This window comes from Rhizobium sp. Root1334 (assembly GCF_001426665.1).
Taxonomy (GTDB): Bacteria; Pseudomonadota; Alphaproteobacteria; order Rhizobiales; family Rhizobiaceae; genus Pararhizobium.
The window spans coordinates 752,329-779,177 of sequence record NZ_LMEY01000001.1 but is presented as its reverse complement, the minus strand read 5'-3'; the positions used below and the strand labels follow the sequence as shown (position 1 = coordinate 779,177).

General features: G+C 59.5%; 28 protein-coding genes. 20 read left to right on the top strand and 8 right to left on the bottom strand.

The features are described 5' to 3' along the window. The first annotated feature begins 13 nt into the window (after positions 1-13). A complete protein-coding gene (locus tag ASD36_RS03765; protein WP_060500235.1) occupies positions 14-973 on the top strand; it encodes a dihydrodipicolinate synthase family protein in 960 nt (319 codons plus the stop codon). 100 nt (positions 974-1,073) lie between these two features. On the opposite strand, the gene ASD36_RS03760 is transcribed toward ASD36_RS03765, so the two are convergent. Further along, positions 1,074-2,108, bottom strand: coding sequence for an Ldh family oxidoreductase (locus ASD36_RS03760; RefSeq protein WP_060500233.1), 1,035 nt, complete (start codon positions 2,106-2,108; stop codon positions 1,074-1,076). 140 nt (positions 2,109-2,248) lie between these two features. Here ASD36_RS03760 and ASD36_RS03755 point away from each other — a divergent pair, with 140 nt between their 5' ends. The 8 genes from ASD36_RS03755 (at position 2,249) to ASD36_RS03720 (ending at position 10,801) form a co-directional block, all read left to right on the top strand. Next, complete coding sequence (locus ASD36_RS03755; RefSeq protein WP_060508758.1) at positions 2,249-3,766, top strand: aldehyde dehydrogenase (NADP(+)); 1,518 nt, start codon at positions 2,249-2,251, stop codon at positions 3,764-3,766. Positions 3,767-3,937: 171 nt separating this feature from the next. Next, on the top strand, positions 3,938-4,744 hold the full coding sequence (locus ASD36_RS03750) for a transporter substrate-binding domain-containing protein (protein ID WP_060500230.1): 807 nt from the start codon (positions 3,938-3,940) through the stop codon (positions 4,742-4,744). A 68-nt stretch (positions 4,745-4,812) separates the two neighbouring features. Continuing rightward, a complete protein-coding gene (locus ASD36_RS03745) occupies positions 4,813-5,478 on the top strand; it encodes an amino acid ABC transporter permease (protein ID WP_037109417.1) in 666 nt (221 codons plus the stop codon). A 12-nt stretch (positions 5,479-5,490) separates the two neighbouring features. Further along, positions 5,491-6,144 (top strand): amino acid ABC transporter permease, encoded by a 654-nt coding sequence (locus tag ASD36_RS03740; RefSeq protein WP_060500229.1) that lies wholly within the window; start codon positions 5,491-5,493, stop codon positions 6,142-6,144. Then, on the top strand, positions 6,137-6,859 hold the full coding sequence (locus tag ASD36_RS03735) for an amino acid ABC transporter ATP-binding protein (RefSeq protein WP_060500227.1): 723 nt from the start codon (positions 6,137-6,139) through the stop codon (positions 6,857-6,859). Before ASD36_RS03740 ends, ASD36_RS03735 begins: the two co-directional genes overlap by 8 nt. Beyond that, on the top strand, positions 6,859-8,100 hold the full coding sequence (locus ASD36_RS03730) for an FAD-binding oxidoreductase (RefSeq protein WP_060500225.1): 1,242 nt from the start codon (positions 6,859-6,861) through the stop codon (positions 8,098-8,100). Before ASD36_RS03735 ends, ASD36_RS03730 begins: the two co-directional genes overlap by 1 nt. 14 nt (positions 8,101-8,114) lie before the next feature. Then, a complete protein-coding gene (locus ASD36_RS03725; protein WP_060500223.1) occupies positions 8,115-9,116 on the top strand; it encodes a 4-hydroxyproline epimerase in 1,002 nt (333 codons plus the stop codon). Then, complete coding sequence (locus ASD36_RS03720; RefSeq protein WP_060500221.1) at positions 9,113-10,801, top strand: aconitase X; 1,689 nt, start codon at positions 9,113-9,115, stop codon at positions 10,799-10,801. Before ASD36_RS03725 ends, ASD36_RS03720 begins: the two co-directional genes overlap by 4 nt. Before the next feature lie 130 nt (positions 10,802-10,931). On the opposite strand, the gene ASD36_RS03715 is transcribed toward ASD36_RS03720, so the two are convergent. Then, positions 10,932-11,240, bottom strand: coding sequence for a hypothetical protein (locus tag ASD36_RS03715; protein WP_060500219.1), 309 nt, complete (start codon positions 11,238-11,240; stop codon positions 10,932-10,934). A gap of 198 nt (positions 11,241-11,438) precedes the next feature. Between ASD36_RS03715 and fliF the strand changes: the two genes are divergently transcribed. From fliF to ASD36_RS03700, 3 genes are all read left to right on the top strand, one after another. Then, on the top strand, positions 11,439-13,127 hold the full coding sequence (gene fliF / locus ASD36_RS03710) for a flagellar basal-body MS-ring/collar protein FliF (RefSeq protein ID WP_060500216.1): 1,689 nt from the start codon (positions 11,439-11,441) through the stop codon (positions 13,125-13,127). A 925-nt stretch (positions 13,128-14,052) separates the two neighbouring features. Beyond that, positions 14,053-14,793, top strand: coding sequence for a helix-turn-helix transcriptional regulator (locus ASD36_RS03705; protein ID WP_060501318.1), 741 nt, complete (start codon positions 14,053-14,055; stop codon positions 14,791-14,793). A gap of 9 nt (positions 14,794-14,802) precedes the next feature. Next, entirely contained in the window at positions 14,803-15,549 is a 747-nt protein-coding gene (locus tag ASD36_RS03700) for a helix-turn-helix transcriptional regulator (RefSeq protein WP_244481777.1), read from the top strand. Positions 15,550-15,586: 37 nt separating this feature from the next. Here ASD36_RS03700 and ASD36_RS03695 read toward each other — a convergent pair whose 3' ends face one another. The 6 genes from ASD36_RS03695 to motA all read right to left on the bottom strand — a co-directional run bounded on the left by ASD36_RS03695 (position 15,587) and on the right by motA (position 20,891). Next, the gene (locus ASD36_RS03695; protein WP_060500214.1) at positions 15,587-16,027 is read right to left on the bottom strand and encodes a hypothetical protein; all 441 of its coding nucleotides are present in this window, start codon (positions 16,025-16,027) and stop codon (positions 15,587-15,589) included. A 5-nt stretch (positions 16,028-16,032) separates the two neighbouring features. Then, entirely contained in the window at positions 16,033-17,109 is a 1,077-nt protein-coding gene (gene flhB / locus ASD36_RS03690; protein ID WP_060500212.1) for a flagellar biosynthesis protein FlhB, read from the bottom strand. Between the two features lie 207 nt (positions 17,110-17,316). Beyond that, entirely contained in the window at positions 17,317-18,348 is a 1,032-nt protein-coding gene (fliG, locus tag ASD36_RS03685; protein ID WP_060500211.1) for a flagellar motor switch protein FliG, read from the bottom strand. Positions 18,349-18,376: 28 nt separating this feature from the next. Then, positions 18,377-19,000, bottom strand: a complete 624-nt coding sequence (fliN, locus tag ASD36_RS03680) for a flagellar motor switch protein FliN (protein ID WP_060508756.1) — start codon at positions 18,998-19,000, stop codon at positions 18,377-18,379. Between the two features lie 60 nt (positions 19,001-19,060). Beyond that, positions 19,061-20,008, bottom strand: coding sequence for a FliM/FliN family flagellar motor switch protein (locus tag ASD36_RS03675; RefSeq protein ID WP_060501314.1), 948 nt, complete (start codon positions 20,006-20,008; stop codon positions 19,061-19,063). A 4-nt stretch (positions 20,009-20,012) separates the two neighbouring features. Continuing rightward, positions 20,013-20,891, bottom strand: a complete 879-nt coding sequence (gene motA, locus ASD36_RS03670) for a flagellar motor stator protein MotA (protein WP_060500206.1) — start codon at positions 20,889-20,891, stop codon at positions 20,013-20,015. Between the two features lie 184 nt (positions 20,892-21,075). Here motA and ASD36_RS03665 point away from each other — a divergent pair, with 184 nt between their 5' ends. From ASD36_RS03665 to flgG, 8 genes are all read left to right on the top strand, one after another. After that, the gene (locus ASD36_RS03665) at positions 21,076-21,855 is read left to right on the top strand and encodes a DUF1217 domain-containing protein (RefSeq protein WP_060501312.1); all 780 of its coding nucleotides are present in this window, start codon (positions 21,076-21,078) and stop codon (positions 21,853-21,855) included. 1 nt (position 21,856) lies between these two features. After that, positions 21,857-22,582 (top strand): flagellar basal-body rod protein FlgF, encoded by a 726-nt coding sequence (gene flgF / locus ASD36_RS03660; protein WP_060500205.1) that lies wholly within the window; start codon positions 21,857-21,859, stop codon positions 22,580-22,582. A gap of 75 nt (positions 22,583-22,657) precedes the next feature. Continuing rightward, positions 22,658-24,052 (top strand): flagellar protein export ATPase FliI, encoded by a 1,395-nt coding sequence (gene fliI / locus ASD36_RS03655; protein ID WP_060508755.1) that lies wholly within the window; start codon positions 22,658-22,660, stop codon positions 24,050-24,052. 3 nt (positions 24,053-24,055) lie between these two features. Further along, positions 24,056-24,595: a hypothetical protein gene (locus tag ASD36_RS03650; RefSeq protein ID WP_060500201.1), complete on the top strand. Its 540-nt coding sequence runs from the start codon at positions 24,056-24,058 to the stop codon at positions 24,593-24,595. A gap of 253 nt (positions 24,596-24,848) precedes the next feature. Next, entirely contained in the window at positions 24,849-25,229 is a 381-nt protein-coding gene (gene flgB, locus ASD36_RS03645) for a flagellar basal body rod protein FlgB (RefSeq protein WP_060501310.1), read from the top strand. A 5-nt stretch (positions 25,230-25,234) separates the two neighbouring features. Beyond that, positions 25,235-25,654, top strand: coding sequence for a flagellar basal body rod protein FlgC (flgC, locus tag ASD36_RS03640; protein ID WP_060500199.1), 420 nt, complete (start codon positions 25,235-25,237; stop codon positions 25,652-25,654). Beyond that, positions 25,654-25,989 (top strand): flagellar hook-basal body complex protein FliE, encoded by a 336-nt coding sequence (locus tag ASD36_RS03635; RefSeq protein WP_060500197.1) that lies wholly within the window; start codon positions 25,654-25,656, stop codon positions 25,987-25,989. The genes flgC and ASD36_RS03635 overlap by 1 nt, the downstream gene beginning before the upstream one ends. A 12-nt stretch (positions 25,990-26,001) precedes the next feature. Then, a complete protein-coding gene (gene flgG, locus ASD36_RS03630) occupies positions 26,002-26,790 on the top strand; it encodes a flagellar basal-body rod protein FlgG (RefSeq protein ID WP_060500195.1) in 789 nt (262 codons plus the stop codon). Positions 26,791-26,849 lie beyond the last annotated feature (59 nt).

Sequence of the window (26,849 nt, the reverse complement as noted above, 5' to 3'; positions counted from 1 at the left end):
AAAGGAGTTTGTTATGACGGCCAAAATCTTTTCTGGCGTGATCCCCGCGCTGATGACCCCTTGCAAAGAAGACCGTACCCCGGACTTCGACGCCCTCGTGCGCAAGGGAAAAGAGTTGATTGCCCAGGGAATGTCGGCCGTTGTCTATTGCGGCTCGATGGGTGATTGGCCGCTTTTGACAGACGCGCAGCGGATGGAAGGCGTTGAGCGCCTGGTGAAGGCCGGCATTCCGGTTATCGTCGGTACGGGCGCCGTCAACAGTGCGCTGGCCGTCAAGCATGCCGCGCATGCCCAGGCTGTTGGTGCCCAGGGCCTGATGGTCATTCCGCGGGTCTTGTCGCGCGGCTCTTCCGTCGTAGCACAGAAGGCCCATTTCAAGGCCATCCTCGCTGCAGCTCCGGACCTTCCGGCCGTTATCTACAACAGCCCCTATTACGGTTTTGCCACCCGCGCTGACCTGTTCTTCGCTCTGCGCGCCGAGCATCCGAACCTCATCGGCTTCAAGGAATTCGGTGGCGCGGCCGACATGCGTTACGCGGCCGAATACATCACCAGCCAGGACGGTGTTTCGCTGATGATCGGCGTTGATACTGCCGTGTTCCACGGTTTCGTCAATTGCGGTGCGACTGGTGCTATCACCGGTATCGGCAACGTTCTTCCGAAGGAAGTCCTGCACCTTTGCAACCTGTCGCAAGCAGCTGCCGAAGGTGACGCCGATGCGCGTCTGCGCGCTCTAGAGCTGGAACAGGCGCTTGCCGTCCTGTCCTCGTTCGATGAAGGTGCAGACCTCGTTCTCTACTTCAAGCACATGATGGTGCTGAAGGGCGACAAGGAATACACGTTGCACTTCAACGCGACCGATGCGCTGACCGAAAGCCAGCGCGGCTATGTCGAGGCTCAGTTCAAGCTGTTCAACGGCTGGTATGCCGAGTGGAGCAAGCTTCCCGGCGCCGTCCAGAAGTACAAGGGCTGAGCTGACGCTCTCCTGAATTAACGAAGGCCCTCTGAGTGATCAGAGGGCCTTCGCATTTGTGGGGCCTGCGGTGATTGCGCAGGCCGGTGACGGGATGCTGTTAGACAGCGTCCAATCCAAGCGCGTGCAGCCGGTCCAACTGCTCCATCTCGGAAGCGGTCAGGATGATGCCGCCGGTCTGCGATTTCGCGCGCGCTGCGTAGCGGCGCTGCGAGGGCAGGCGTGCGCCTTGGCCGACCATTGCCTCGAACAGAACCTCGGCCCGGGCAAACGGATTGCCTGGACGATCCCCACCAAAACCTTCGGGAGAAAACGCGATGATCAGCTCGCCATGGGCGGGCGCAAGGGCAGTCGAGCCAAGCGCATCCAGCACTTCCGGGCTGGTCAGGTCGCCGATCATGATGCCGGCCAGAAGCTCGATCATTGTGGAGATCGCCGAGCCCTTGTGTTCGCCGAACGGCAACATGGCACCGGCGAGCGCTGCTTCCGGGTCCGTGGTCGGCTGACCATCGGCATCGATCGCCCAGCCCTCCGGCAGAGCTTTTCCGGCTCGCCTGTGCAGCTCGATTTCGCCGCGCGCCGCAACCGATGTCGCGAAGTCGAAGACATAAGGGGATTTGCCCGGGCGTGGCCAACCGAAAGCCAGCGGGTTTGTGCCGAGCAGTGGCTTCGTTCCACCGCTTGGTGCGACTGTCGCATAGCTGGGGCACATGACGATACCGGCCAGCCCGAGCTCTGTCAGCGCCTCGGCTTCCGGCCAAAGGGCGGAGAAGTGGGTGCAGTCATTGATGGCGAGGGCTGCAATGCCGCTGGAGCGGGCGCGTTCGGCAAGAACCGGGAGGCCCAGTTCGAACGCCGCATTGGCAAAGCCGCCCTTCGCATCAACCTTGACGACAGCAGACCGCTGCTGTGGTAGAAGTTCGGGCTTGGCGGTCGGGTTGACCTTGCCGGCCTTGACGGTGCGCAGTGCGCCTTCGATCCGGTAGATGCCGTGCGATTTGCAGGCGTCCCGTTCGGCGGCAACGATAACGCGGGTAATGGCTGCGGCTTGCAACGCGCTCAGCCCGGCCTTGATGAAGACGGCTTTTACGCGCTCCTCCAGATCGGCGATCGTCAGGGTGTGGGTATCGCTCATAGTGTGCCCCTCCTTTTTAGGCGCAGTAACATCTAAATGAGTTGATATCCTGCATACAAAAAGTATACAAGTTTGCCAAACATAATCCGGCCCAGCATAGCCTGCCGCTTGCGCGCCAGTTTCGAAAAAAGGATCTGTCCATGCCCTTCATCCCCAGCGGAAAACACCTTGTCGCAGGCGAATGGCTCGATGGAGCCGGTACTTTTGCATCCTCGCCCGCCAAAGGGCCGGTGCATCAGTTCGCCATCGGAACCGCACAACTGGTCGATCGTGCCTGCGAAGCCGCTGAAGCTGCGTTCTGGAGTTTCAGCGCTGCCGACCGCAGCACCCGCGCTGCCTTCCTGCGCGCCATCGCCGACGAGATCGATGCGCGCGCCGACGAGATCACGGAAATCGGCAGCCAGGAAACCGGCCTGCCCGAAGCCCGCCTGATCGGCGAGCGCGGCCGCACGACCGGCCAGTTGCGGTTGTTTGCCAGCCATATCGAAAGCGGCGATTATCTCGACCGCCGCTTCGACGCGGCCTTGCCGGACCGCCAGCCAGCTCCACGTCCAGAGATTCGCCTGATGCAGCGCCCTGTCGGTCCGGTTGCGGTGTTCGGCGCGTCAAATTTCCCGTTGGCCTTCTCGACGGCGGGTGGCGATACGGCGGCGGCACTCGCAGCCGGTTGCCCTGTCGTGGTGAAGGGACATTCCGCCCATCCGGGTACGGGTGAAATCGTCGCACAGGCGGTTGAAGCGGCCATTCGTAGTACTGGTGTTCACCCGGGCGTGTTCTCGCTCATTCAGGGTGGTAACCGCGATGTCGGGCACGCGCTGGTGCAGCACCCGCTGATCAAGGCGGTCGGTTTTACCGGTTCGCAGGCCGGTGGCCGCGCTCTGTTCAATCTCTGCGCCGCACGGCCTGAACCGATTCCGTTCTTCGGCGAGCTCGGCTCGGTCAATCCGATGTTCCTGCTGCCTGCCGCGGTCGCGGAACGGGCGGAGGCGCTTGGTCAGGGCTGGGCAGGTTCGCTGGCCATGGGGGCAGGGCAGTTCTGCACCAATCCCGGTGTTGCCGTTGTGATCGATGGTGCCGATGCTGACCGCTTTGCCGCGGCCGCCGTCGAGGCGCTGGGCAAGGTTGCGCCGCAGACCATGCTGACCGATGGAATTGCCAAGGCTTATCATGACGGACAGGCAGGTTTTTCCGCCCGCAACACGGTCGAGCCGTTGCTGGTCACGGAATCAACCGGCCGTGCCGCGTCTCCCAACCTGTTCGAAACGACCGGCGACCGTTTTCTGGCCGATCATGCGCTGAGCGAAGAAGTCTTTGGCCCGCTTGGCCTACTGGTGCGGGTGAAATCGCAGGAGGAAATGGAAAGCGTCGCGCGGGCGATCGAGGGTCAGCTGACGGTGACGTTGCACATGGATGACGCCGACATTGACGCAGCGAAACGGCTGCTTCCGCTGCTGGAGCGGAAGGCTGGCCGCATCCTCGTCAACGGCTTCCCGACAGGTGTCGAGGTGGTCGATTCCATGGTCCATGGTGGTCCGTATCCGGCTTCTACCAACTTCGGGGCGACCAGCGTCGGCACCATGTCGATCCGCCGGTTCCTGCGGCCGGTGTCCTACCAGAATTTGCCGAAGGCGCTATTGCCTAAGGATTTGCTTAAATAATCGTGCGGCTGCGCCCGCCTTGTGTTTCCGAATGTTGCGTGCAAGTCAGTGAAGACGAATATTTGCGTACTTTTTGTATACGTTTTGTATTTTATCATTGATTTGCACGCAATGAATCGAAATAGTGCGCCTGCCGCAGATCGGCGCATCAATCTAGGGAGAGAGATTAAGATGAAATTTTCGGTCCTCGCGTTCAGCCTCCTGGCTACAACCGTTCTGACCAGCCAGGCCCACGCCGATAAGCTGGACGATATTATTTCCTCGGGCACATTGCGTTGCGCCGTCGTGCTGGATTTCCCGCCGATGGGATCGCGTGACGAAAGCAACAATCCGATCGGCTTCGACGTCGATTATTGCAACGATCTGGCCAAGGCCCTCGGCGTCACCGCCGAAATCGTTGAAACACCGTTCCCCGAGCGTATTCCTGCCCTGATGTCCGGCCGCGTCGATGTCGGCGTTGCCTCGACCTCCGACACGCTTGAGCGTGCCAAGACCGTCGGCATGACCGTTCCTTACTTCGCCTTTGAAATGGCCGTAACTGCCAACGAGAAGTCTGGCGTCAAGTCGTTTGAAGACATGAAGGGCAAGGTCGTCGGCGCCACTGCCGGCACCTATGAAGCCATTGCTCTGGAAAAACAGGTCAAGGCCTGGGGCGCCGGTGAGTTCCGTCCGTACCAGACGCAGGCTGACGTGTTCCTGGCGCTGAGCCAGGGCCAGCTCGATGCGACCGTTTCCACCTCGACGGTAGCACAGGCCAACGTCAAGACCGGCAAGTTCCCCGGCATCGCTGTCGTCGGCAAGGCGCCGTTCGATATCGACTACGTTGCGCTGTTCACCAACCGCGAGGAATACGGGCTGATCAACTACCTCAACCTCTTCATCAACCAGCAGGTTCGTACCGGCCGTTATGCCGAGCTGTATGGCAAGTGGGTTGGCGGCGAGGTTCCGTCCCTTTCGGTCAATGGCGTTTATCGCTAATCAAATCGTTTCGCTGGCGGCGCGGGTAACACTCGCGCCGCTGTCCTTTTCCAGGAGATGAAACGGCAATGTTGAATTACACCTTTCATTGGAACCAGGCATTCAAAGCGCTGCCGCAGATGCTGGACGGCGCTCTCGTCACGCTGCAGATCGCGCTCCTGTCGATGGTTATCGGGCTGGCACTTGCCTTGACCCTGACCGCGTTTCGCCTTTCAGGCAATCGCATCCTCAGCGGATTTGCGACCACCTGGGTCGAGATCGCGCGCAACACGCCCGCACTGTTCCAGATTTACATGGCCCATTTCGGCCTCGGCAATTTCGGCATCCATCTCAGCCCCTACACGGCACTTCTGGTCGGCATCGCGTTTAACAACGCGGGTTATTTGGCGGAAAATTTTCGCGGTGCGCTGAAAGCTATCCCAGACACCCAGACCCGCGCAGGCCGTTCCCTTGGTATGACGCCGGTTCAGGCCTTCCGGCTGATCGTCCTGCCGCAGATGTTGCGTATCGCCTTCCTGCCGGTCACCAACCAGATGGTCTGGGCAATCCTGATGACATCGCTGGGTGTCACCGTCGGCATGAACACCGATCTGGCTGGTATCACGCAGGAACTCAACGCGCGATCCTTCCGCACCTTCGAATTCTTCGCTCTTGCCGCGGTGATCTATTACATCATCGCCAAGCTTGTGACACTTGCCGCGCGCCTGCTTGCCGCGCGCATGTTCCGCTACTGAGAGAGGTGAGAGATGTTTGATACCACCCTCAGCTGGAATGACCTCGCCTTTCTGGCGCAAGGCGCGGCGATGACCCTTGCGGTCACCGCAGTGTCCGTGACCGCCGGTACCGTGCTCGGAATCATCTTCGGTGTTCTTCGTGTCCAGTTGGGTGCCGTCTGGGCCGCACCGCTGACATTCGTGCTGGATGTCTTCCGCTCGGTGCCGCTGTTGATCCAGCTCGTGCTTGGCAACGCGATCCAGGCCATTGCCAAGCTTGGCTGGGCGCCCTTCACCACATCCTGCGTGGTCCTGTCGCTCTATACGGCGGCCTATTGTTCGGAAATCATCCGCGGCGGCATTGAAGCCGTCCCGGCAACGACCCGCCGCGCGGCCCGTTCGCTCGGCATGACCTGGTGGCAGGACATGCGCTATATCGTGGCGCCTCTTGCCACCCGCGTTTCGCTTCCCGCGTGGATCGGCCTGACGCTCGGTGTCATGAAGGATTCTGCTCTGGTTCTCTGGCTTGGCCTTATCGAGCTTCTGCGCGCGTCGCAGATTCTGGTTACCCGCCTGCAGGAGCCGCTGTTCATCCTTCTGATCTGCGGCGTAATCTACTTCGTCATCAGCTTCCCCATCGCCCGGTTTGGCGGGTATCTCGAAAAACGGTGGTCCCCCAATGATTGAAATTAAAGACGTTCGCAAATCCTTCAGCACATTGGAGGTTTTGAAGGGGATTAACCTCACCGTGAACAAGGGCGAGGTTGTCACCATCATCGGCGGCTCCGGATCGGGCAAGTCGACGCTTCTGACCTGCATCAACGGCCTCGAGCCGATCAATGCCGGGCAGATCACCATCGATGGCACGGTTGTTCATGCTAAGGATACCGATCTCAACAAGCTGCGCCGCAAGGTCGGCATCGTCTTCCAGCAATGGAATGCTTTCCCGCACCTGACGGTGCTTGAAAACGTCATGCTGGCGCCGCGCAAGGTGCTCGGCCTTTCCAAGGAAAAGGCCGAAGAGATCGCGGTGAAGCAGCTGACCCATGTCGGCCTGCGCGAAAAGCTGACAGTCTATCCGAGCCGCATGTCGGGCGGCCAGCAGCAGCGCATGGCGATTGCCCGCGCACTGGCCATGTCGCCGGAATACATGCTGTTCGACGAAGTCACCTCGGCGCTCGACCCGATGCTGGTCGGCGAAGTCCTCGACACGCTGAAAATGCTTGCCGAAGAGGGCATGACGATGATCTGCGTCACCCATGAGATGGCCTTCGCCCGCGATGTTTCTGACCGGGTCGCCTTCTTTCATCAGGGGGTCATGGCGGAAATCGGCACGCCGGATCAGCTCTTCGGGGCGCCACAGCATCCCGATACTCAGGCGTTCCTGGCGAGCGTCCGCTAATGGCGCATCCAGACGTCATTGTTATCGGCGCCGGAGTGGTCGGGCTCTCGGCGGCGATTGCCGCCCAGGCACGCGGGATGACGGTTACGGTGCTGGACCGTGAAGGTCCGGCAGCCGGCGCCTCCGCCGGCAATGCCGGCGCCTTTGCCTTTACGGATATCCTGCCGCTTGCGTCGCCGGGAATCCTGAAAAAGGCACCGAAATGGCTGCTGGATCCACTTGGCCCGTTGTCCGTTCCACCGGCTTACGCGTTCAAGATTGCCCCATGGATGTTCCGCTTCTGGCGGGCGTGTTCGCCTGCGCAGGTGGAAAAGTCCACGACAGTGCAGACGGCATTGATGGACCTCTCGAGGGCCGAGCTTGAGCCTTTCCTGCAGCGCACCGGCACTTTGCCCATGCTGCGCAAGGACGGCAATCTGCAGGTCTACGAAAGTCAGGCGGAGCTGAATGCCTCGCTGCCCGGATGGAAAGTCCGTGAAGCACACGGTATCGAATTCTACCATGTCGACGCATCCCGCATGGCCGATATCCAGCCGGGGCTCGATGCGCGCTTTACCCACGGAACCTTCACACCTGGCTGGTTTTCGATTGCCGATCCCAAACTCTACACGCTTGCGCTGGCAGATTATTTCCGCGGCCAGGGTGGGGTGTTGGAGCGCGCCAATGTGACCGCGCTGCGGCCGGTCGAGGATGGTGTCGAGATCATCGCCGAAGGCGGTGAAATTCGCCGTGGATCGCAGGTCGTGCTGTCGGCAGGTGCCTTTTCCCACCGTATTGCCCGTAGCCTTGATGAGCGCATTCCGCTGGAAACCGAACGTGGCTACAACACCACGCTGCACGCCGATGCGTTCGATCTACGGACTCAGGTTACTTTTGGTGGTCACGGCTTTGTCGTCACGCGCCTGTCCACCGGCATCCGTGTCGGCGGCGCCGTCGAACTGGGTGGCTTGGAACTGCCGCCGAATTTCCGCCGTTCGGAAGCCATGCTGAAGAAGGCCAAGGATTTCCTGCCCGGCCTGAAGACTGAGGGCGGCAAACAGTGGTTCGGATTCCGTCCTTCGCTGCCCGACAGCCTGCCCGCCATCGGCCGCGCCCGGTCAACGCCCCGGGTCATCCATGCCTTCGGGCACGGTCATCTCGGCCTGACGCAATCGGCAGGCACCGCCCGTTTGGTCGCCGATCTTTTGACTGGTAAGACACCAGCCATCGACATTACATCCCTTTCGCCTCAACGCTTCTGATAAGGTCTTTCACCATGGCCACGTATACCTTTTCCTGCCTCGACGGTCATACTTGCGGAAACCCCGTCCGCCTCGTTTCCGGCGGTGGCCCGCGCCTTGAGGGCGCCAATATGCTGGAGAAGCGCGCCCACTTCCTGCGCGAATTCGACTGGATCCGCACGGGCCTGATGTTCGAACCGCGCGGCCATGACATGATGTCGGGATCGATCCTTTATCCGCCAACCCGTCCGGACTGCGACGTCGCGGTTCTGTTCATCGAGACATCCGGTTGCCTGCCGATGTGCGGCCACGGCACGATCGGCACTATCACCATGGCGATCGAGAACGGCCTGATCATGCCGCGCGAACCCGGCAAGCTGTCAATCGATGCGCCGGCCGGCAAGGTCGATATCACCTATCGCCAGGAAGGCCGCTTCGTCGAGGAAGTCCGCCTGACCAACGTTCCCGGCTTCCTCTATGCCGAAGGCCTGACGGCCGAGGTCGAAGGTCTGGGCGAAATCGTCGTCGACGTTGCCTATGGCGGCAACTTCTACGCCATCGTCGAGCCGCAGAAGAATTTCCGCGATATGGCCGATCATACGGCGGGCGGACTCATTGGCTGGAGCCCCAAGCTGCGCGCCGCGCTGAACGAAAAATACGAGTTCGTTCATCCCGAACATCCCGAAATCCGTGGCTTGAGCCACATCCAGTGGACCGGCAAGCCGACGGATGCAACCGCCCATGCCCGCAACGCCGTGTTCTACGGCGACAAGGCCATCGACCGGTCGCCTTGTGGCACCGGTACCTCGGCGCGCATGGCGCAGCTGGCCGCCAAGGGCAAGCTCGCTGTTGGCGACGAATTCATCCACGAGTCGATCATCGGTTCGCTGTTCAAGGGACGGGTCGAAGCGGCAACGAAGGTGGCCGATCGCGATGCGATCATCCCCTCGATCGCAGGCTGGGCCCGGATGACGGGTATCAACACGATCTTCATCGATGACCGCGATCCCTTTGCCCATGGTTTTGTCGTCAAGTGAGTGACCTGATGCACGCGAACAGCATCCTTGCCGGCACCGCTGATGGACCGGTTATCGCCTCATCGGAGCCCCTGAGCTTCTGGGGCGGTGTTTCCCCGGAAACCGGAAGCATTATCGACGTGCATCATCCCCTCCACGGGGTCTGTCTGACCGGCGGCATCCTGATGATGCCGTCGAGCCGTGGGTCCTGCACCGGATCGGGCGTGCTTCTCGATCTGATCCTCACCGGCCGGGCGCCAGCGGCTTTGGTATTCAGCGAAGCCGAGGACGTGCTGACACTGGGTGCGCTGATTGCCGCTGAAATGTTCGGCAAGCCGCTTCCTGTGTTGCGCCTCGCGCCTGAGAGTTTTGCGGCGCTGTCGCGGGCCAAAACCGCACGGATCACTGCCAACTCGATCGAGGCGGATGGCCTGTCGATTCCGGTTTTGCCGCCGCGCCTTGCGACGCTCGATCTCAGCGACAACGACCGTGCAATGTTTGAAGGTGTGCAGGGCCAGGCGATCCAGCAGGCCATGCGGATCATCTGCGCCATGGCTGCCCAGCAGGGCGCACGCTGTCTGACCGACGTGACACAAGGGCATATCGACGGCTGCATCTATGCCAGCCCGGCCAATCTCACTTTTGCCGAACGCATGGCGGATATGGGAGCCAGGGTTTGCGTGCCGACCACCATGAATGCCATCTCGGTCGATCATGCCAACTGGCAGGCGCAAGGTGTGTCCAGTTCCTTTGGCAATCCGGCAGCCCGCCTTGCCGATGCCTATGTCCGCATGGGTTGCCGTCCGACATTTACCTGTTCCCCCTATCTTCTGGACAGCGCGCCGCAGGCGGGTGAGGCGATTGCCTGGGCGGAATCCAACGCGGTGATCTTTGCTAACTCCGTGCTCGGAGCCCGCACGCCAAAACATCCGGATTTCCTCGACCTTTGCATCGCGCTCACCGGCCGTGCGCCACTTTCCGGCGTCTATCTGACGGAAAACCGCAAGGCCCGGACAGTCATTGACGTCGAGCTGCCCGAGAATGTCGATGACGCCTTCTGGCCGCTGATCGGTTATCTCGCCGGCCATGCAGCGCCCGATCGCATCCCGTTGCTGCGCGGTCTCGCCTCGGCACAACCCTCGACAGACGATCTCAAGGCGCTGTGCGCTGCCTTCGGCACGACGTCGGCCGCGCCGATGTTGCATGTCGAGGGCGTAACGCCCGAAGCCGAAGGTGCGGCAGCGCCGGGGGCAAGCCGCAAAACCATCACCCGCGCCGAGATGGCGCAGGCCTGGACACGGCTGAACGCAGGCCCGGAGCAGGTCGAGCTCGTTGCTATCGGTAGCCCGCATGCCTCGCTGAACGAATGCCGGGCGCTGGCTGCAGGGCTCGCCGGGCGCAAGCGCCACCCGGATGTCACCGTCATCGTCACCGCAGGCCGCCAGGTGATCACCGATGCGCGTGAGGACGGCACATTATCACGCCTCGAACAAAGTGGCGTGCGCATCGTGCCGGATCTCTGCTGGTGCTCGATCAGTGAACCTGTTTTCCCGGTGCACACTCGCACGCTCATTACCAACTCCGGCAAATATGCCCATTACGGCCCTGGCCTCAGCAACCGCACCGTCCGCTTCGGCAGTCTGGTCGATTGCGTCGAGGCCGCTGTGAACGGCCGCGTCGCGTCACGGCTTCCCGGTTGGCTTTGATAGCCAATGGACCTTTGGCATGATGGTCGAACGGGAACGGATGCGCCGATTGCCTCGATACCATTGAACCGATAGAAATTCATGAATTTGACGTTGCCAGTCAGCGTTGGATGCGCGGTCGTGAGCCATGTCAGGCCTGCTGGACGGAATCGTTTCCCGTGAGCGGTGGAAGTCGCAGAGCTCGCGTTGGATTGAGCAGTTGCCGGCGTTTCGAGGCCATTATGTCTGCTACCCGGGCAGGCGGCAGAATTCCCCTGCTTTCAAGATGATCATTGATGCATTCCGTTTTTAAGGCAAGATTTTGTAGCCAGCCGGCGGCTTGGCTCGATCCTGTCGGCTGTGCTTTTTTGTGCTGTTTGGCCAAAGGTGCCTCGTCTGCAATCGGCTCGAAACGGTCCGCGATAGAAGCCAGATCGTCCTGCAGTGAGGTGGTAAACAAGTCGGTTCAGGCGGGCCAAGACAAGTTCGCGCAAGTTTCGTTTTCTAGTGTGCCAATCGGGACTGGTAGATTTGCGCGTGATTTGACGAAGCCGCATGTGTCGAATCCATCAGCAACCCGAATGTTTGGATCTGCGCATGTTTACTCCCCAGGCGATGTTGTCTGAACGGAACATGCGCCACTGGGTGCGGAAACAGAATGAATCTGTTGGATCAACTTTCGACGGTCACGAAGAACCTGGCCAGTCTCGGGCAAGGCAAGCTCATCGCGCTGATTTCAGCCGGTGTTGTCGCGGTGGCGATCGTTCTTGCCGCGGGCCTTTACGTCAACAAGCCTTCCTATGAAACGCTGTATGTCGGGCTGGAAAGCAACGATCTCAATCAGGTCAGTGTTGCCCTCGCCGAAGCCAATATCAATTTCGAGGTTGGCTCTGATGGCGCGAGCATTCAGGTTCCGGTCGGCATGACGGGCAAGGCCCGCCTGTACCTGGCCGAACGTGGCCTGCCCAACAGCGCCAATGCCGGTTACGAGCTCTTCGACAACGTCGGTTCCCTCGGTCTCACCTCCTTCATGCAGGAAGTCACCCGCGTCCGCGCCCTTGAAGGTGAAATCGCCCGCACCATCCAGCAGATCTCCGGAATTTCCGCCGCCCGCGTCCACATCGTCATGGCCGACCGCGGCAGCTTCAGAAAAGCCGAACAGAACCCAACGGCTTCGGTGATGATCCGTGCCAGTGCCAACATTGGCCGCAATGCCGCCGCCTCGATCCGCCATCTGGTGGCTTCATCCGTTCCGGGCCTCGGTATTGACGACGTGACGATCCTCGATTCGACCGGCCAGCTCCTGGCATCGGGTGACGATCCTGCCAACAGCGCCATGAATCAGTCGCTTGGCATCATCCAGAATGTCCAGAAGGAAATAGAAAACAATATCGACAAAGCTTTGACGCCTTTCCTCGGCATGGACAATTTCCGCGCCAGCGTCACCGCCAAGCTGAATACCGATACGCAGCAGATCCAGGAAACGGTCTTCGATCCGGAATCGCGCGTCGAGCGCTCGACACGGGTAACCAAGGAACAGCAGAAGTCCAGTCAGCAGCAGGCAGACAATGCGGCGACGGTTCAGCAGAACGTACCGCAAGCCGCTCCGACCGGTGGCGCTACCGGACCTCAGTCGAACGACCAGACCGAGAAGAAGGAAGAGCAGACCAATTACGAGATCAACTCGAAGACCGTCGCCACCGTCAAGAGCAGCTATACACTCGAAAAGCTCTCGGTCGCCGTCGTGGTCAATCGCGGCCGGGTTGCCGCCATGGTCGGCGAGGGTGCCGACCAGGCAAAGATCGACGCCTATATCCAGGACATGCAGAAAATCGTTGCCTCGGCGGTTGGCCTCGACCCGGCGCGCGGTGACATGATCACGCTAACGGCCATGGATTTCGTCAACACGCAGTTGCTCGATGAAGCGGTTGCAGGCCCCGGCATCATGGAGACGTTGACCCGCAATCTCGGCGGCATCATCAACGCGCTTGCCTTCATCCTGGTGGCCTTCCTGGTGGTCTGGATGGGAATGCGCCCGCTGGCTCGCTCGATGGGCCTGACAGGTCCGGGTGTTGCACTCAACGATAACGAACCCGTTGGCCTGGAGTTGCCGGACTTCTCGCCCGCTGCGAACGGCGGCGCCGGAGGAGCGCTAATGGAAGGCTTCGGTTCGGACTTCGGCTTTGACAGCACCGATGACCTGCTCAGCCTCGGCGACGACAGCGAAGGTGGCTTCAACCGGCGCGTAAAGGAAGGCCCGGAACGGCGGCTCGCTCGCATGGTCGAAATCAGTGAAGAGCGCGCCGCCAAGATCCTGCGCAAGTGGGTCGCCGAAAAAGCAGCCTGAGACAGACGCCTTTTTCGTCTCGTATCAAGTACAACGAAAACCCGCCCTTGCCGGCGGGTTTTTCCGTAGAAAAATGCACGGTTCAACTTGAGACGTCAGATGAATGGGAGAGATTTGCCGGGATATGAGCCCGAAGTCGCTCAGGCTATCCGGATTCCTGTCTGCGGCCAGCAACAGGATTTTGCTCTGAAAAAACTAGATGCGGCCCTGTTTTCTGTATTGCCTTCTCACTAAGGGCGGGTTGCAAGAATCGAGTGTTGCTCGAACGATGTAACATGGCGCTCCCGGATTCGTTATATTTAACAAATCGTTAATTTTTCCCTGGGGAAAATCGGGTTTGTCTGCCGTTGTGCGTGGAGCAAGCCAGGTATTGATTCCCAGATTCAGTAATGTTCCGGTTTTAATGAAATATTATTCGGGGGTTATGGCCAGAATTTCTTTAGTTTACGTTTTGTTCTGTAATTTAAACACTCTATTTCGATGATGCAATTTCGCAACAACGCCAGAAACAAATAAAAAAATGAAAACTTGACAAAAGATGAAGATTCAATCGGCGGTGATTTGTTTTGCGATTTTTACACCTGCTCGGAGGTGTTGCGCCGTTTCTCAGGCGAGATTGGATGAGTTTCTGATTGAAGGTTTTTTGAAAATCATAATAATTACATAGATTAAAGAGAATTTTCCTCCGGTTGTTCGCTGAGAGCATTCCTTTTGTCGTTGCCGGAGCGCGAATCGATTCACGGTTCCTCGGAAATGTAAATCCCGATAAGGAGGCAGTAGTTTTTCGCAAGGGGCGATGTACATTTTATGTAGTGATTCGCGTACTGATTCGCTTGTGTCGAAGAATGCGGACGCTTCGATGCTATTGCCGGCGGCGGCGAAGGCGATTTTGAGCACGGACGAATCCATCACGGGGGTTAATGTCATGGATGCTCTACAGACAGAGGTTGCGGCTTGGCCATTGCCAGGGTCGGCGACGCGCGGTGTTGGGCGGGTTCTTTCCAAAGAACAGCTCATTCGCAGGCTTGGCGAATTCGCCGAGCGCGGCAATCTGAGCAAAGGGCTGGCGGCGCTGACGGATTATGTGGGAGCAACCCACTATCTCCTCGCGCGCTATGATTTGTCCCAGGATGACGGTCTGGATTTTGTCGTATGCTCAGACTGGCCGTTCGACGTCGTCAAGCGCCTCGGAAAGGTGATGTCGCAACTCCACTCCAAGACCAATGAGATGGAGAAATGCCTTTCGGTCATGCAGCCGGTGTTCATGGGCCTGCCGGATGACATCGACATCAGCCGTGGGATCAGCCGCGAATATTGCGCCATAACCTTTAATGTCGGCCGCGCGCGGTTATCGCTGATGCTGCTCTTTCCGCAGGACGTCATCCTTTCGCAGGAAAACCTGAGAGATGTCGGTCTGCTGACCGGTTACTTCGCCAGCTTCACGACCGAGCGCGGCGTGCGTTCCGATCGTGATTTCGAGCTGACGGAACGCGAACTCGAATGCCTGTTCTGGATCGCCGAGGGCAAGACCAGCGACGAGATTGCGGTGATCCTCGGTATCTCGCGCAACACGATCAACAACTACATCACCAGCGTTATGCGCAAGACGGCGACGAAGACCCGCTCCGAGGCCATCGCCTATGCCGTTCGCAACAATCTCGTCTAGGAGGCGGCCGTGACCTATTTCCTCCCCCATGCGAGAACGGGCGACGATGCCAAGGCTGGCCGGTTGCAGGCGAGGGCATCCAAGGCGGCGACGCTTGTTGCGCGGTTGCAAGCGATGCAGAAGCAGATCAATGCCAAGAATTTCGCAGTTCTGCGGCTGAATGGAAACGGCCTTCCGGCAACGCGCAAGCTGAGCTGCGTCCTCGACAATTGGGGCGTCGATAGCGAAGCGATGGCGCACGAACTGGTGGCTGCCTATGGTGGCGAGATGCTGGCGCATCTCGATGCGTCGCTTCTGCCGATCCTGTGGAACGGCATGGGCGAGCACCAGACGGCGGAGACGCCGGATTTCGCCCGCTTTACCCAGCGCCTTTCCGCTCGCGTCTTGCCCTATTCCGGGATTGCCTTGCCGGTCAGGCTTGGTGCGCAGGGCAATGGCTATGTGCTCTTCATGGGCAGCTATATCGACGTGTCGAGCGAGGCAATCATCGATCTGCACGGACGCAGCTGCCAGATTATGACCGATCTTCTCGCCGCCGACGAACGGCGCATGCTTCCGTCGGAATCGCTCAGCGACCGCGAAATCGGCTGCCTGCAGATGGCCGGAGACGGTTATATCAGCGAAGAAATCGCCGAGAAGATGGGATTGTCGGTTCACACGGTCAACGCATATCTCGGCGCCGCAACCACCAAGCTGGATTCGGTCAACAGAATCCAGGCGATCGCGAAGGCCATTCGTCTCGGTTATATCAGCTAAAGGGATTTTTCGGCCGTCATGGCCGGGTATCCGAAGATCAGCTCGCAAGAGCGGTCGGATAGGATTTGACGAATTTCGCCGCGTTCAGGCTCTGGGCCAGGAACGCCGTATTCTCGTCCGGATCGGTGGACGGGCTTTGAAAAGCGATATGGTTGATTTCGAGACCGGCTGTGTCCTTGCCCAGGGCAAGTTGTGCATAGACGGTGACGCCATCCGGCTTCAGTTCGAGATCAAGGGTGATCTCTGGCTCCGTGCCCCAGTCCAGGGAATAGTTGCCGCCGATACCGAAGTTGACGGTACCGGGCAGAAAATAGAGTTCTGCGGCCGATGACACCAGGTCCGCCAGGCTCCCATGCGATTCAAAACGCAGCATCGCGATAAAGTCGGCGGCATCGATCAGCCGCAGCTCCGTCGCGACAGGACGAATGGCGTCGGCTACTATTTTCTCGCGTTGTTCCGAATATTCGCATTTTTTCATTGGGATCACGTCATCCGTTTCGGCTGCGTTGCATAGATCCGGTGAATGAGTTCAGCGACTGCCTTGTAAAACACCGGTGGAATCACACTATCCACCGAGACTTGCGCAAACATTGAGCGTGCGAGAGGCGGGTCCTCGAAAACAGGGATGCCGTTTTGCTCGGCGATTTCGCGAATCTTCAGCGCGACGAGGTCCTGCCCCTTGGCAACGACGATCGGCGCATCGCCTTCCTCGCGGACATAACGCAGCGCAACGGCATAGTGCGTCGGGTTTGCGATGACGAGCGTGGCCCGCGGAACCGAGGTAATCATGCGCCTGCGGGCCCTGTCGCGGGCAATCGAGCGAAGCCGCGCACGGATGATCGGGTCACCCTGGGATTGCTTCAGCTCTTCCTTGACCTCCTGCTTAGTCATCATCAGTTCGGTGTACCAATGGTGCCGTGTCCAGAAGAAATCGGCGATGGCGATGACAGCGGTCGAGATCAGGATGACGATCATGATTTTGTTGAAGTCCTTCGACATCGTCGAAAAGATCGTCAACGGGTCCGAGAACATCGAATCGAGCGTGGCGTAGTAGTCGTTCCAGAGTGTCAGGACGATGATCAGCGAGACGACGGCCACCTTGGCAAAGGCCTTGGCGAATTCGACGATGCCCTGAATCCCGTAGATCCGCTTGAATCCGCCAATCGGAGAAATCCGGTTCATCTTGGGTGCGACGCGATCAAGAACCGGGCTCGGCAGGTTTTGCAAAATGGAAGAACCGATCCCGAACACGATCAGAAGCACGAAAAAGGGGATCAGCAAGGTGCCTGCCTTCGCGAAGAGGTGCATGATCAATGCAACCACATCGTTCGATGTGTTGAGACGCCAGGCTTCCGGTTGCTCGAAAATATCCTTCAGCGATTCCGCGACCGTGGCGAAGCCCTGCGGCAGGAAGAAAACGACAAAGATGTAGATGGCGACGACGGAGGCGAACATGGTGACCTCGCGCGAGAACGGGGTGTTCCCTTTCTCCATCGCGTCGGTGATTTTTTTCTCGGTCGGCGATTCTGTTTTACTGTCTTTGTCCTGATCGTCCGACATCGGATGAAGACCTCTTGCATGGGGATGCAGCAGTGTTTGCTGTCAAAGCTGTTGTGAGCCGGGGCAGGAGGGCATGCAAGGAAGATATGCGCGGGAAACCAATGCTTCACAGAAAGTAGACGGACACGGGCAGGCGCCCAGCAAAAAGCCCTCCAACCGCGCTTGGTTGAAGGGCTCCAGATATCCGTCCGGCGGTGAAGCGGCCGGTCAGGCGGCCACGGCTTCCTTTTCCTTCAGTTCGATCTGGCCGCTGGCTGCCAGGCGAATGGCTTCCTGGGTGATCGAGCGGCGGGCAATGGCGATATCGCGCGGGTTGATGCCGACGTCGCCGGCCGCTAGATCCGATTCGATCATGCGGCGCTGACGCGCACCAATCGAGGCGAGGACCGATTCGCGCAGTTCCATGCCGGAGCCGCGCAGGGCCATGGTGATGATGTCGCCCGATACGTCGTTGAACAGCTGGACGCGGCTGCGCTGCGGCATATAGAGAACGTCGTCGAACAGGAAGATCTTCGGACGAACCTTCTTGACCGATTCGGTGCTGATCGATTCCAGCGAGGCAAGCAGCGTATCGACCTGGGTCTTTTCCAGCTCGTTCATGACCTCGGCAATCTTGATCGACCCGATCGAGTTCTTTTCGGCGTCCATCTCGCGCATCATCTCGACCACGCGAGCCTCGATGATCTGGGCAGCCTTGGGGCTGACGCTCTTCATGTTGACGGCACGGTTGATGATGTCGGCACGGCCGCTCTCCGGCAGCTGCAGCAGGACCTTTGCGCCGAAGGTCGATGGCATCATCGACAGGACATAGGCGATGGTCTGCGCATGTTCCTTGCCCAGGCTCTGGGCGACGAAGGCCGGGTCGGAATCCTGCAGGCGGTCCCAGATATTGGCTTCATAGGCGGCAAATGCCGTGCGGCGGCCAAGCAGGCCGTCAACTTCGTCCGGTGACAGGCCTTCTTCGAGAATGCCTTCGATGGCCTTGGCATTGTCCATCAGGCCGGCACCTTCGGTGAACAGGTCCTCGAACTCGTTCACCAGGATCTCCAGTTCATGGGGCGGGATCGAGCGGAGCGACTGCGCGGAAGCGATGATGCCCTGCAATTCGCTCTGCGTGAAGAATTTCAACAACTTACCGGCAATGGGCTTGCCCATTGCAAGCAGAACCGCAGCGGCCTTGTCCATTTGGGTGAGTGGCCTTGTGGGCGCTGAAGCCTCGAAATTGTCGAAATCCATCATGGATTGATCCTCATGACCCTAACCGGGTTCAAACTTTACGGGTACCCTTGATTTCGATGAGCTTTACACCGAAACGCGTTTCGTCTTCATCGAGAACCGTGATTTCGCCGCGGCCGATGACCCGGCCATTGACAACGATTTCCACCGGTTCCCCGATCCTGCGGTCGAGTGCGATCGTCGCACCTTCCGTCAGGTTCATCAGGCCGGAGACCTGCATGCGGCTGGTGCCGAGAACAATCTGGACATCGATCGGGATATCCATGATCAGGTCGAGATTGGCCGTCATGCCGCTGCCGGGTTCGCCAGCGGGCTGGTCTTCGAACGTGCCGCCGCCGAATGTGGTTTCGCCGAACGAGCCGGCGTCGAAGCTTGGAGCGGCCGAAGTCTGGGTCAGGTCGGCGAAGCTGTTGCTGGCGCCGAAATCGCCGCCGAAGCTGCTGAGATCAGTTTCGGCCGAAAATGTGCTGCCGAAATCCGATGTCTCGCCAACCGTCGAGGTGGTTGCGAAATCCATGCCGAAATCCGAGGCCGGCGTGGTGCCGGTGGCATCGCTTTGCAGGACGCCACGCAGATCGTCGATGGCCTGATCGAGCTCGGCATCGCCGCCGCTCAGGATCGCCTGGTCTTCTATTGGTGCTTTCTTCGGTGCCATGTGCAAACTATTCCAGTTGAAACTTGCCCCAACCATGTTGCCGGGTAAGGCAGGGGGTTTTTAACTCATCAGGTGGTGGAGAATGTCGCTCTCCGAACCGTGGGTATCCTTGATCCGCACCGTGTATTTTGTGCCAGCGCGCCCGAATTCGCAGATATAGAGATCGCGGCCGTTGGCGTTGATCTCGACGCGCACATCCTTGGCATCTTGGAACGGAATGACGTCGCCGGGCTGAAGGCGGCTGATTGTATCCAGCGTCAGGCTCTGCAGCTTGATGCGCGCTTCCAGGCTTACCGTCGAACGGCGAACCTGCTGTTCAAGCTGTTCGCCCCAGGCGCCCTTGGCCTTGCGACCCTGACCAACACCTTTTGGGAAGACAACGGCCGTTTTCAACAGGGTCTGCTGCGGCACGATGATCGAGAAGGTCGAAAGAACGGGCCCAAGGCCCATCGTCACGTTGATGCAGGCGGCGTAGACATCGGCGACGTCTGGATCCGGAGCCGGCCGCTGGCTGGCATTGTAAGGGCGTCCGACGACGGGTTCGAAGCTGCCGGCAACCGCGACTGCCGATTTCAGCACATCGGCGACCTTTTCGAAGATCATCGTCGCAACATCGAGCTCGATGTTCGATAGCGACCTGGGCTTCGGTTCCTCGATGGCATTTGCCGGCGCGCCGAGCAGGATTTCCATCAGTGTAATGATGACCGGGCTATCGCAGCTGATGACGAAATCGGGGCACCAGTTACGCAACGAGGTGTCGCACAATGCAACGCCATTGCCGAGATTGGCGATCAGCTCGCTCTTCAGGCCCATATCGAAGCCAGCATAGCCGATCTCGATGTCGAGACCGGTCTCGTTGTGGAAAATATCGGGCAGGAACTCGGCAAAGACGTGGCCGAGATCGCTGCACAGTTTACTGATCGTCTTGGTATCGCCGAGCGCACCGGTCATCCGGGCGAGCAGTTTGCGGTCGAAGGTATAGACGTTGTTCTGGGTCGCTGAGGTCATCGGATCAGGCCGCCTTGCTTTCGCCGCCGCCACCAGGGTTCATCATTTCCTGCTCGACGGCATCGATCGACGGACGCTCGTAAGCCGAAATGGTCTTGCGGCCGTATTCGAGCGCAACCTGCGGAACCGAGCCGTTCATGTAGGCAAGCAGCGTCTGTTTGACGATGATGTAGAGGCGGTTCTGCTTGTCGCGAACAGCCTTGATGTTGGCGATGACCGGGCTGGCGACGCAGTAGGACAGGAAGATGCCAAGCATGGTGCCGACGAGTGCGGCGGCGATCTTGCCGCCCAGCACTTCCGGGGATTCGGAGATGGCGCCCATGGCCTTGATAACGCCGAGAACGGCGGCGACGATGCCGATGGCCGGGAAGGCGTCGCTCATGGTGGTCAGCGCGTGATAGGGTTTCATCTTGTCATGGGTGATGGTGTTGATTTCCTCGTCCATCAACGCCTCGATCTCGTGGCTGCGGGCATTGCCGATGATGATGAGACGGACATAATCGCAGATGAAGGCTGTCAGTTCCTTGTTCTTCAGGACAGTTGGAGCCGACTGGAAGATCGAGGATTCGTCCGGATTGTCGATGTGGCTTTCGATCTCGTTGCGCGACTTGGTGCGCAGGTCGCGCATCAGGCTGTAGAGCACGCCCAGCGTATCCAGATAATTGCGCTCCTTCGGCACCTTGTGGGCAAAAGCCTCGCCCAGCGCCTTGCCGGTATCCTTGAGCGTTTTCATGGAGTTGGCCATGATGTAGCCGCCAATGCCGGCACCGCCGATGATGACAAGCTCGAAGGGCTGATTCAGGACCTCCATATGGCCGCCCATGGCAATGAAGCCGCCGAGGATACAGCCCAATGTCAAGAGGAGCCCGATGATGATGTTCATTTCGATACCTGCCGCAATGGTGGATTTTCGACGGTATCGTTAGGCCGTCAGCCTTGCGTGAGGCTGGCTGTTGGCCACTTTTGCGCGGCCTTGCAGGGAATCAGGTTCGCGCAAGCAACAACCGTCAGGTTTCCGTTCAACCGGCGCGCAATGCGTCTTTAAAATGGATGAACGGGGAAACGTCGTGACGACGACTTACACCAGCTACCAGATGATCGCAGGCAATCTCAGCAAGTCGCTGGAGCGGGTGTCCGAGCAGCCGGATGTGGCGCGCGAGACCGAATATTACCTCGCCAATATCGGCAACGTCAAAACCGTCGACGACTTCTTCGCCGATACGCGGCTCTATAATTACGCGATCAAGGCGCACGGCCTTGAGGACATGGGGTACGCCAAGGCGTTCATGCGCAAGGTTCTGACGGAAGGCGTCGATAAGGATGATGCGTTTGCCAAGCAGCTCACCGACAGCCGCTATTCGAGCCTGGTGGAATCGCTGAACTTTGCCCGCAACGGCACGGCGGCAACCTCTTTCGAGAAGGCCCAAAAGGGCGTGGCGGACAAATACATGCGCCAGACCCTGGAACAGACCGCAGGCGAAGACAATGCCGGCGTCCGGCTGGCGCTCTATTTCGAGCGCACTGCGCCGACCATTACCAGCGCCTTCGGATTGCTGGCCGACGACGCGCTGGCGCAGGTCACGCGCACCCTGCTGCAGATGCCGGACGAGTTTGCCGCTGCCGATATCGACAAGCAGGCAGCCGCCATCGACAAGGCAATCGATATCAAGGATTTCAAGGACCCGGCCAAACTGTCGAAACTGCTCGAACGGTTTACCGCTCTTTGGGAACTCAACAATTCTTCGGACCCTTATGACCCGCTGGCCGTGTTTGGCTCATCCAGCGGTTATGGCATTTCCTCCGATCTCCTCCTTTCCATCAATACACTGAAACTCGGGGGACGCTGAAATGCAGACCGGTCTCTATGTTGCCGTCTCTTCGCAGATGGCGCTTGAAAAACGCATGAACACGCTGGCCGACAATGTCGCCAATTCCAGTACCGTCGGCTTCCGCTCGACGGAAGTGAAATTCAATCAGGTGCTCGGTGACACGCGCCCGACGAAGGTGTCGTTCGTGTCCGAGGGCAAGGAATTTCTCAATACCAACAATGGTGGTCTGAGTCAGACGGGCAATCAGCTGGATTTCGCCGTCAAGGGGGACGCCTGGTTCCAGATTGAAACGCCCGGCGGCTTGGCGCTGACACGCGATGGCCGCTTCACAATGACGGAAACGGGCGACCTGGTCACGCTGCGCGGATACCCGGTTCTTGATGCAGGCGGCGCGCCGATCCAGCTCAACTCGCAAGCCAGTGAAATCAAGGTTGGTGCCGATGGCGCCATTCAGCAGGATGGAACCCAGGTTGCAGTGCTCGGGCTCTACGAAGCCAATTTCGCCAATGGCTTTGCCCGCCATGACAACAGCGCCGTAATTCCAAACTCCGCACCGGAGCCGGTTGTCGATCGGTTCGATGTCGGCGTGATGCAGGGCTATGTCGAGGAATCCAACGTCAACCCGGTTCAGGAAATGTCGCAGCTGATCATGGTATCGCGCGCCTTCGAAAATATCTCGGCGTTGATGCGCGACAGCGAAACGTCGCTGAGCGAAGCGATCAAGACACTCGGCGGCAGCAAGTAGCATTTCAGATTTTCGACAGGACCAACGCCACGCCCCGGTGCTTTTCCGGCATTGCGGCAGACGGCAGGAACCGGCATGCAGAACGACAAGATCCAGATCAGCAATTCGTCGACATCGCTTGCAGCGCTTGGCGGCCTCGTCGGGCGCTATTCCAATCCGGAATTCTCGATCGCACCCGGCGGCCACGTCCAGTCGATTTCGGCGGGATATTATACCGTCACCGGGCTGTCCCGGCATGTCCGCCTTGGCGATTTTGTAGCCCACAAGAGTTCAACCGGCGTCCATCTTGGCGAAGTCGTCAAGGTCGAGCAGGAAACAGTGGTTGTCTGCCCGATCGAACCGGGCGATCCGATCGGCATTCATGACACGGTGATCCGCAAGGGTGCCTTCCGCATTGCGCCGACGGAAAGTTGGTGCGGACGCACGATCAATTCGCTCGGTGAACCCATTGATGGACGCGGCCCCCTGCTGCAGGGCGATGTCCGTCGGCCGATCTCCAATACTGCGCCGCCGTCGATGACCCGCAAGCGGGTCGAGCACGGATTTCGTACCGGTGTGCGGGCGATCGACATCTTTTCTCCGCTCTGCCTTGGCCAGCGTCTGGGCGTCTTCGCCGGTTCCGGTGTCGGCAAGTCGACCTTGCTGTCGATGCTGGCGCGTGCCGATGCGTTCGACAAGGTTGTCATTGCGCTGGTCGGCGAACGTGGCCGTGAAGTCCGCGAATTCATCGAGGATACGCTCGGCGAAAACCTGTCCAAGTCGGTCGCCGTAGTCGCGACCAGCGATGAAAGCCCGATGCTGCGCAAGATGGCGCCGCTGACGGCCATCACCATTGCCGAGCACTACCGCGACCAGGGCGACAACGTGCTTCTGATCGTCGACAGCGTCACCCGTTTTGCCCATGCCATCCGCGAAGTCGCCACCGCATCGGGCGAGCCGCCGATTGCCCGCGGCTACCCTGCGTCGGTCTTTACCGAGCTGCCGCGGCTGCTGGAGCGGGCAGGTCCGGGTGCGGAAGGGGCGGGGACGATCACCGCGATCATCTCGATCCTCGTCGACGGTGACAATCACAACGATCCGATCGCAGACTCGACCCGCGGTATTCTCGACGGCCATATTGTCATGGACCGCAGCCTTGCCGAGGAAGGGCGCTACCCGCCGGTCAATCCGCTTGCTTCCGTCTCGCGCCTGGCGCGAAAAGCCTGGACGCCGGATCAGGAAAAGCTTGTCGGGCGGCTGAAGTCGCTTATTCACCGCTTCGAGGAAACGCGCGATCTACGCCTGATCGGCGGTTACCGGCCGGGCAGTGATCCGGATCTGGACATGGCGATCAAGCAGGTCCCCGTCATCTACGACATTTTGAAACAGACACCCGGCGAGCGCCCGGCCTTCGATGCGTTCACCGACCTCGCCAATGCGCTGAAGGCGGCAGCCAACGCCGGTCAGGTCGGAAACATGCGGAGGGGATAGGTCATGATTGATTATGACGCCGATGAAATCGTGCCGCAGCGCAAGCGTAGCGAACGCACGCCGCTGATCGACAAGGCTTTGGGTGTGACGGGTGTTGCGCTCGCCGCGGCTGCCACATTCTTTCCCTGGTATGCCTTCCTGCACCAGGACAAGTTCTCGATGCCGGCACTTTGGCAGGGCAATACGCGCGATGTGCCGGGTCGCGAAGGCCCGGGCGGTTCCGCATCTCCGACAGCCATGTTGGAGCGCGATGCGGCGACACAGTCTGCCATCGACCAGCTGACGACTGCCACGGTCCCGAATTCTGAGGGGCCTAAAAAGCCCGGCGTCCAGGATGACCTGGAACAGCCATTCCCTTCTGCGACCAGCTTCAAGCTGATGCACGTTGCCAACGGTCGCGCATTGATCGAAGACAGCAACGGTATGTACATTGTCCGTATTGGCTCCGCACTTCCCGACAACAGCCGGCTTGCCACACTGGAGCAGCGCGACGGGCGCTGGGTGATGATCACTTCCAAGGGGGATGTTTTTCAGGCGGATTGATCTGACGATCAGGCTGATCAAACCTGTGATTCTTGATCATCGAGTATGATCCATGCTTTCCGGTCCTTTGACCGGAAATGGGCAAGGCCGTTCGCACTGCCGCTCCCGCCTCTTGTGCCGGGCAGGCCAATGCAGTGCCAAAAAGCATCACCTTGCAAAGCCTGCCGCCGCCGCGCTTCCAATACGCCATCCAATTCAGTCCCACGCAAGATTGCGTACCTAGGTTCTCCAGCAACAAGCATGGAGTCGCATGATGCAACCTATACAGCTTTTCGATCTCGCGTCCCGGCAGGCGCAATGGCTGGCAGTCCGCCAGAACGTCGTCGCCGGCAATGTCGCCAATGCCAACACGCCGCATTACGCAGCCAAGGACGTCAAGCCGTTCGAAAGCGTGATGCAGCAAACCGGCTTTCAGATGGCAGCCACCAATCCCGCGCACTTTACCGATGGCAGCAGCGCCGCGCAGGTGACGGAAACCAGCATGCTTGACGATGTCGAGGTTCAGCAGTCGGGCAACAGCGTCCGGCTGGAGAAGGAACTGATGAAAACCGGTGAAATCAAGCGCGACTATGAGCTCAATGCGGGGCTCGTAAAGGCGTTTCACCGGATGATGCTCATGACGGTACGGAAATAACGGCGATGGATCCTCTCGTTTCAGCTCTCAAGGTTTCGGCCTCCGGTCTCGAAGCGGAATCGACGCGCCTGCGCATCGTTTCCGAAAACATTGCCAACGCGCGCTCCAGCGGTGATGCGCCGGGCACAGATCCCTATCGCCGCAAGACGGTCAGTTTCGCAGCGGAAATCGATCGCGCCAGCGGCGCCTCCACCGTTGAAGTTCAGCGCCTGGGAACGGACGATTCCGACTTCTCCGTCGAATTCGATCCGGGCAACCCGGCAGCCGATGACAAGGGCATGGTCAAGATGCCGAACGTCAACGTGCTGATCGAAATGGCCGACATGCGGGAAGCAAACCGCTCCTACGAGGCCAATCTTCAGACAACGAAGCAGGCACGTGACCTGATCTCCGCAACAATCGACCTTCTCAGGGCATCACAATAATGATCGACGCAATCAAGACCATCAACGCGGCAATTTCGACCGTCAAGGACGCGACGTCCACGTCGAGCGCTTCGTCGGCCCAGAGCATTCTCGGTGGCGCGGCCACTGCTGGCAAGTCGCAGAGCTTTGCCGAGGTGATGGGCAACATGGCGACCGAGATGACCAACGGCTTGAGGCAGTCGGAAGTCAACTCGATCCAGGGCATCCGCGGCGAAGCCAATACCCGCGAAGTCATCGATTCCGTGATGAACGCCGAGCAGTCGCTGCAAACCGCCATCGCCATCCGGGACAAGGTCGTCAGCGCCTATCTCGAAATCGCACGCATGCCGATCTAAAGGAAAAATGTAATGAAGGCTCTTTCGATCGCCGCGACAGGCATGAATGCCCAGCAGCTGAACTTGGAAGTGATCGCGAACAATATCGCGAACATCAACACGACTGGCTACAAGCGCGCACGGGCCGAGTTCTCCGACCTTCTATATCAGACCGAGCGCGCCCAGGGCGTGCCGAACCGCGCCAACCAGGCGATCGTTCCGGAAGGCGCCATGATCGGTCTCGGCGTGCAGACGTCCGCCGTCCGCAATCTGCATCTGCAGGGCAGCCTGATCAGCACGGGCAACAGCCTGGATATGGCGCTGATCGGCCGCGGCTGGTTCCAGATCGAGACGCCGGATGGCGAGACGGCCTATACCCGCGCCGGCGCTTTCAACACCAATGCGGATGGCCAGCTCGTCACCATCGATGGCTATACGGTCGTTCCGGAAATCACTGTGCCGCAGAACGCCAGCGAAATTACCGTCAGTGCGTCCGGTGAAGTTTCAGTCCGTGTGGGTAACGACACCACGCCGACCGTGCTTGGCCAGCTGACGATCGCAAACTTCGTCAACGAGGCGGGCCTCGAGCCACAGGGCGACAATCTCTTCAAGCAGACGCCGGCTTCGGGCGAGGCCGTGATCGGCACTCCGGCCGATCCGGGTTATGCCCAGATCAAGCAGAAATACCTCGAAGCGTCGAACGTCGATCCGGTCAAGGAAATCACCGACCTGATCTCCGCTCAGCGCGCCTATGAAATGAACTCCAAGATCATCCAGGCCGCCGACGAAATGGCCGCGACGGTCAGCAAGAACCTGAGATAAAAGAGGGAGTGGCAAACATGACGTTTCGCCGGACTGCCAATCTGCCGCGGCTTAAGGCT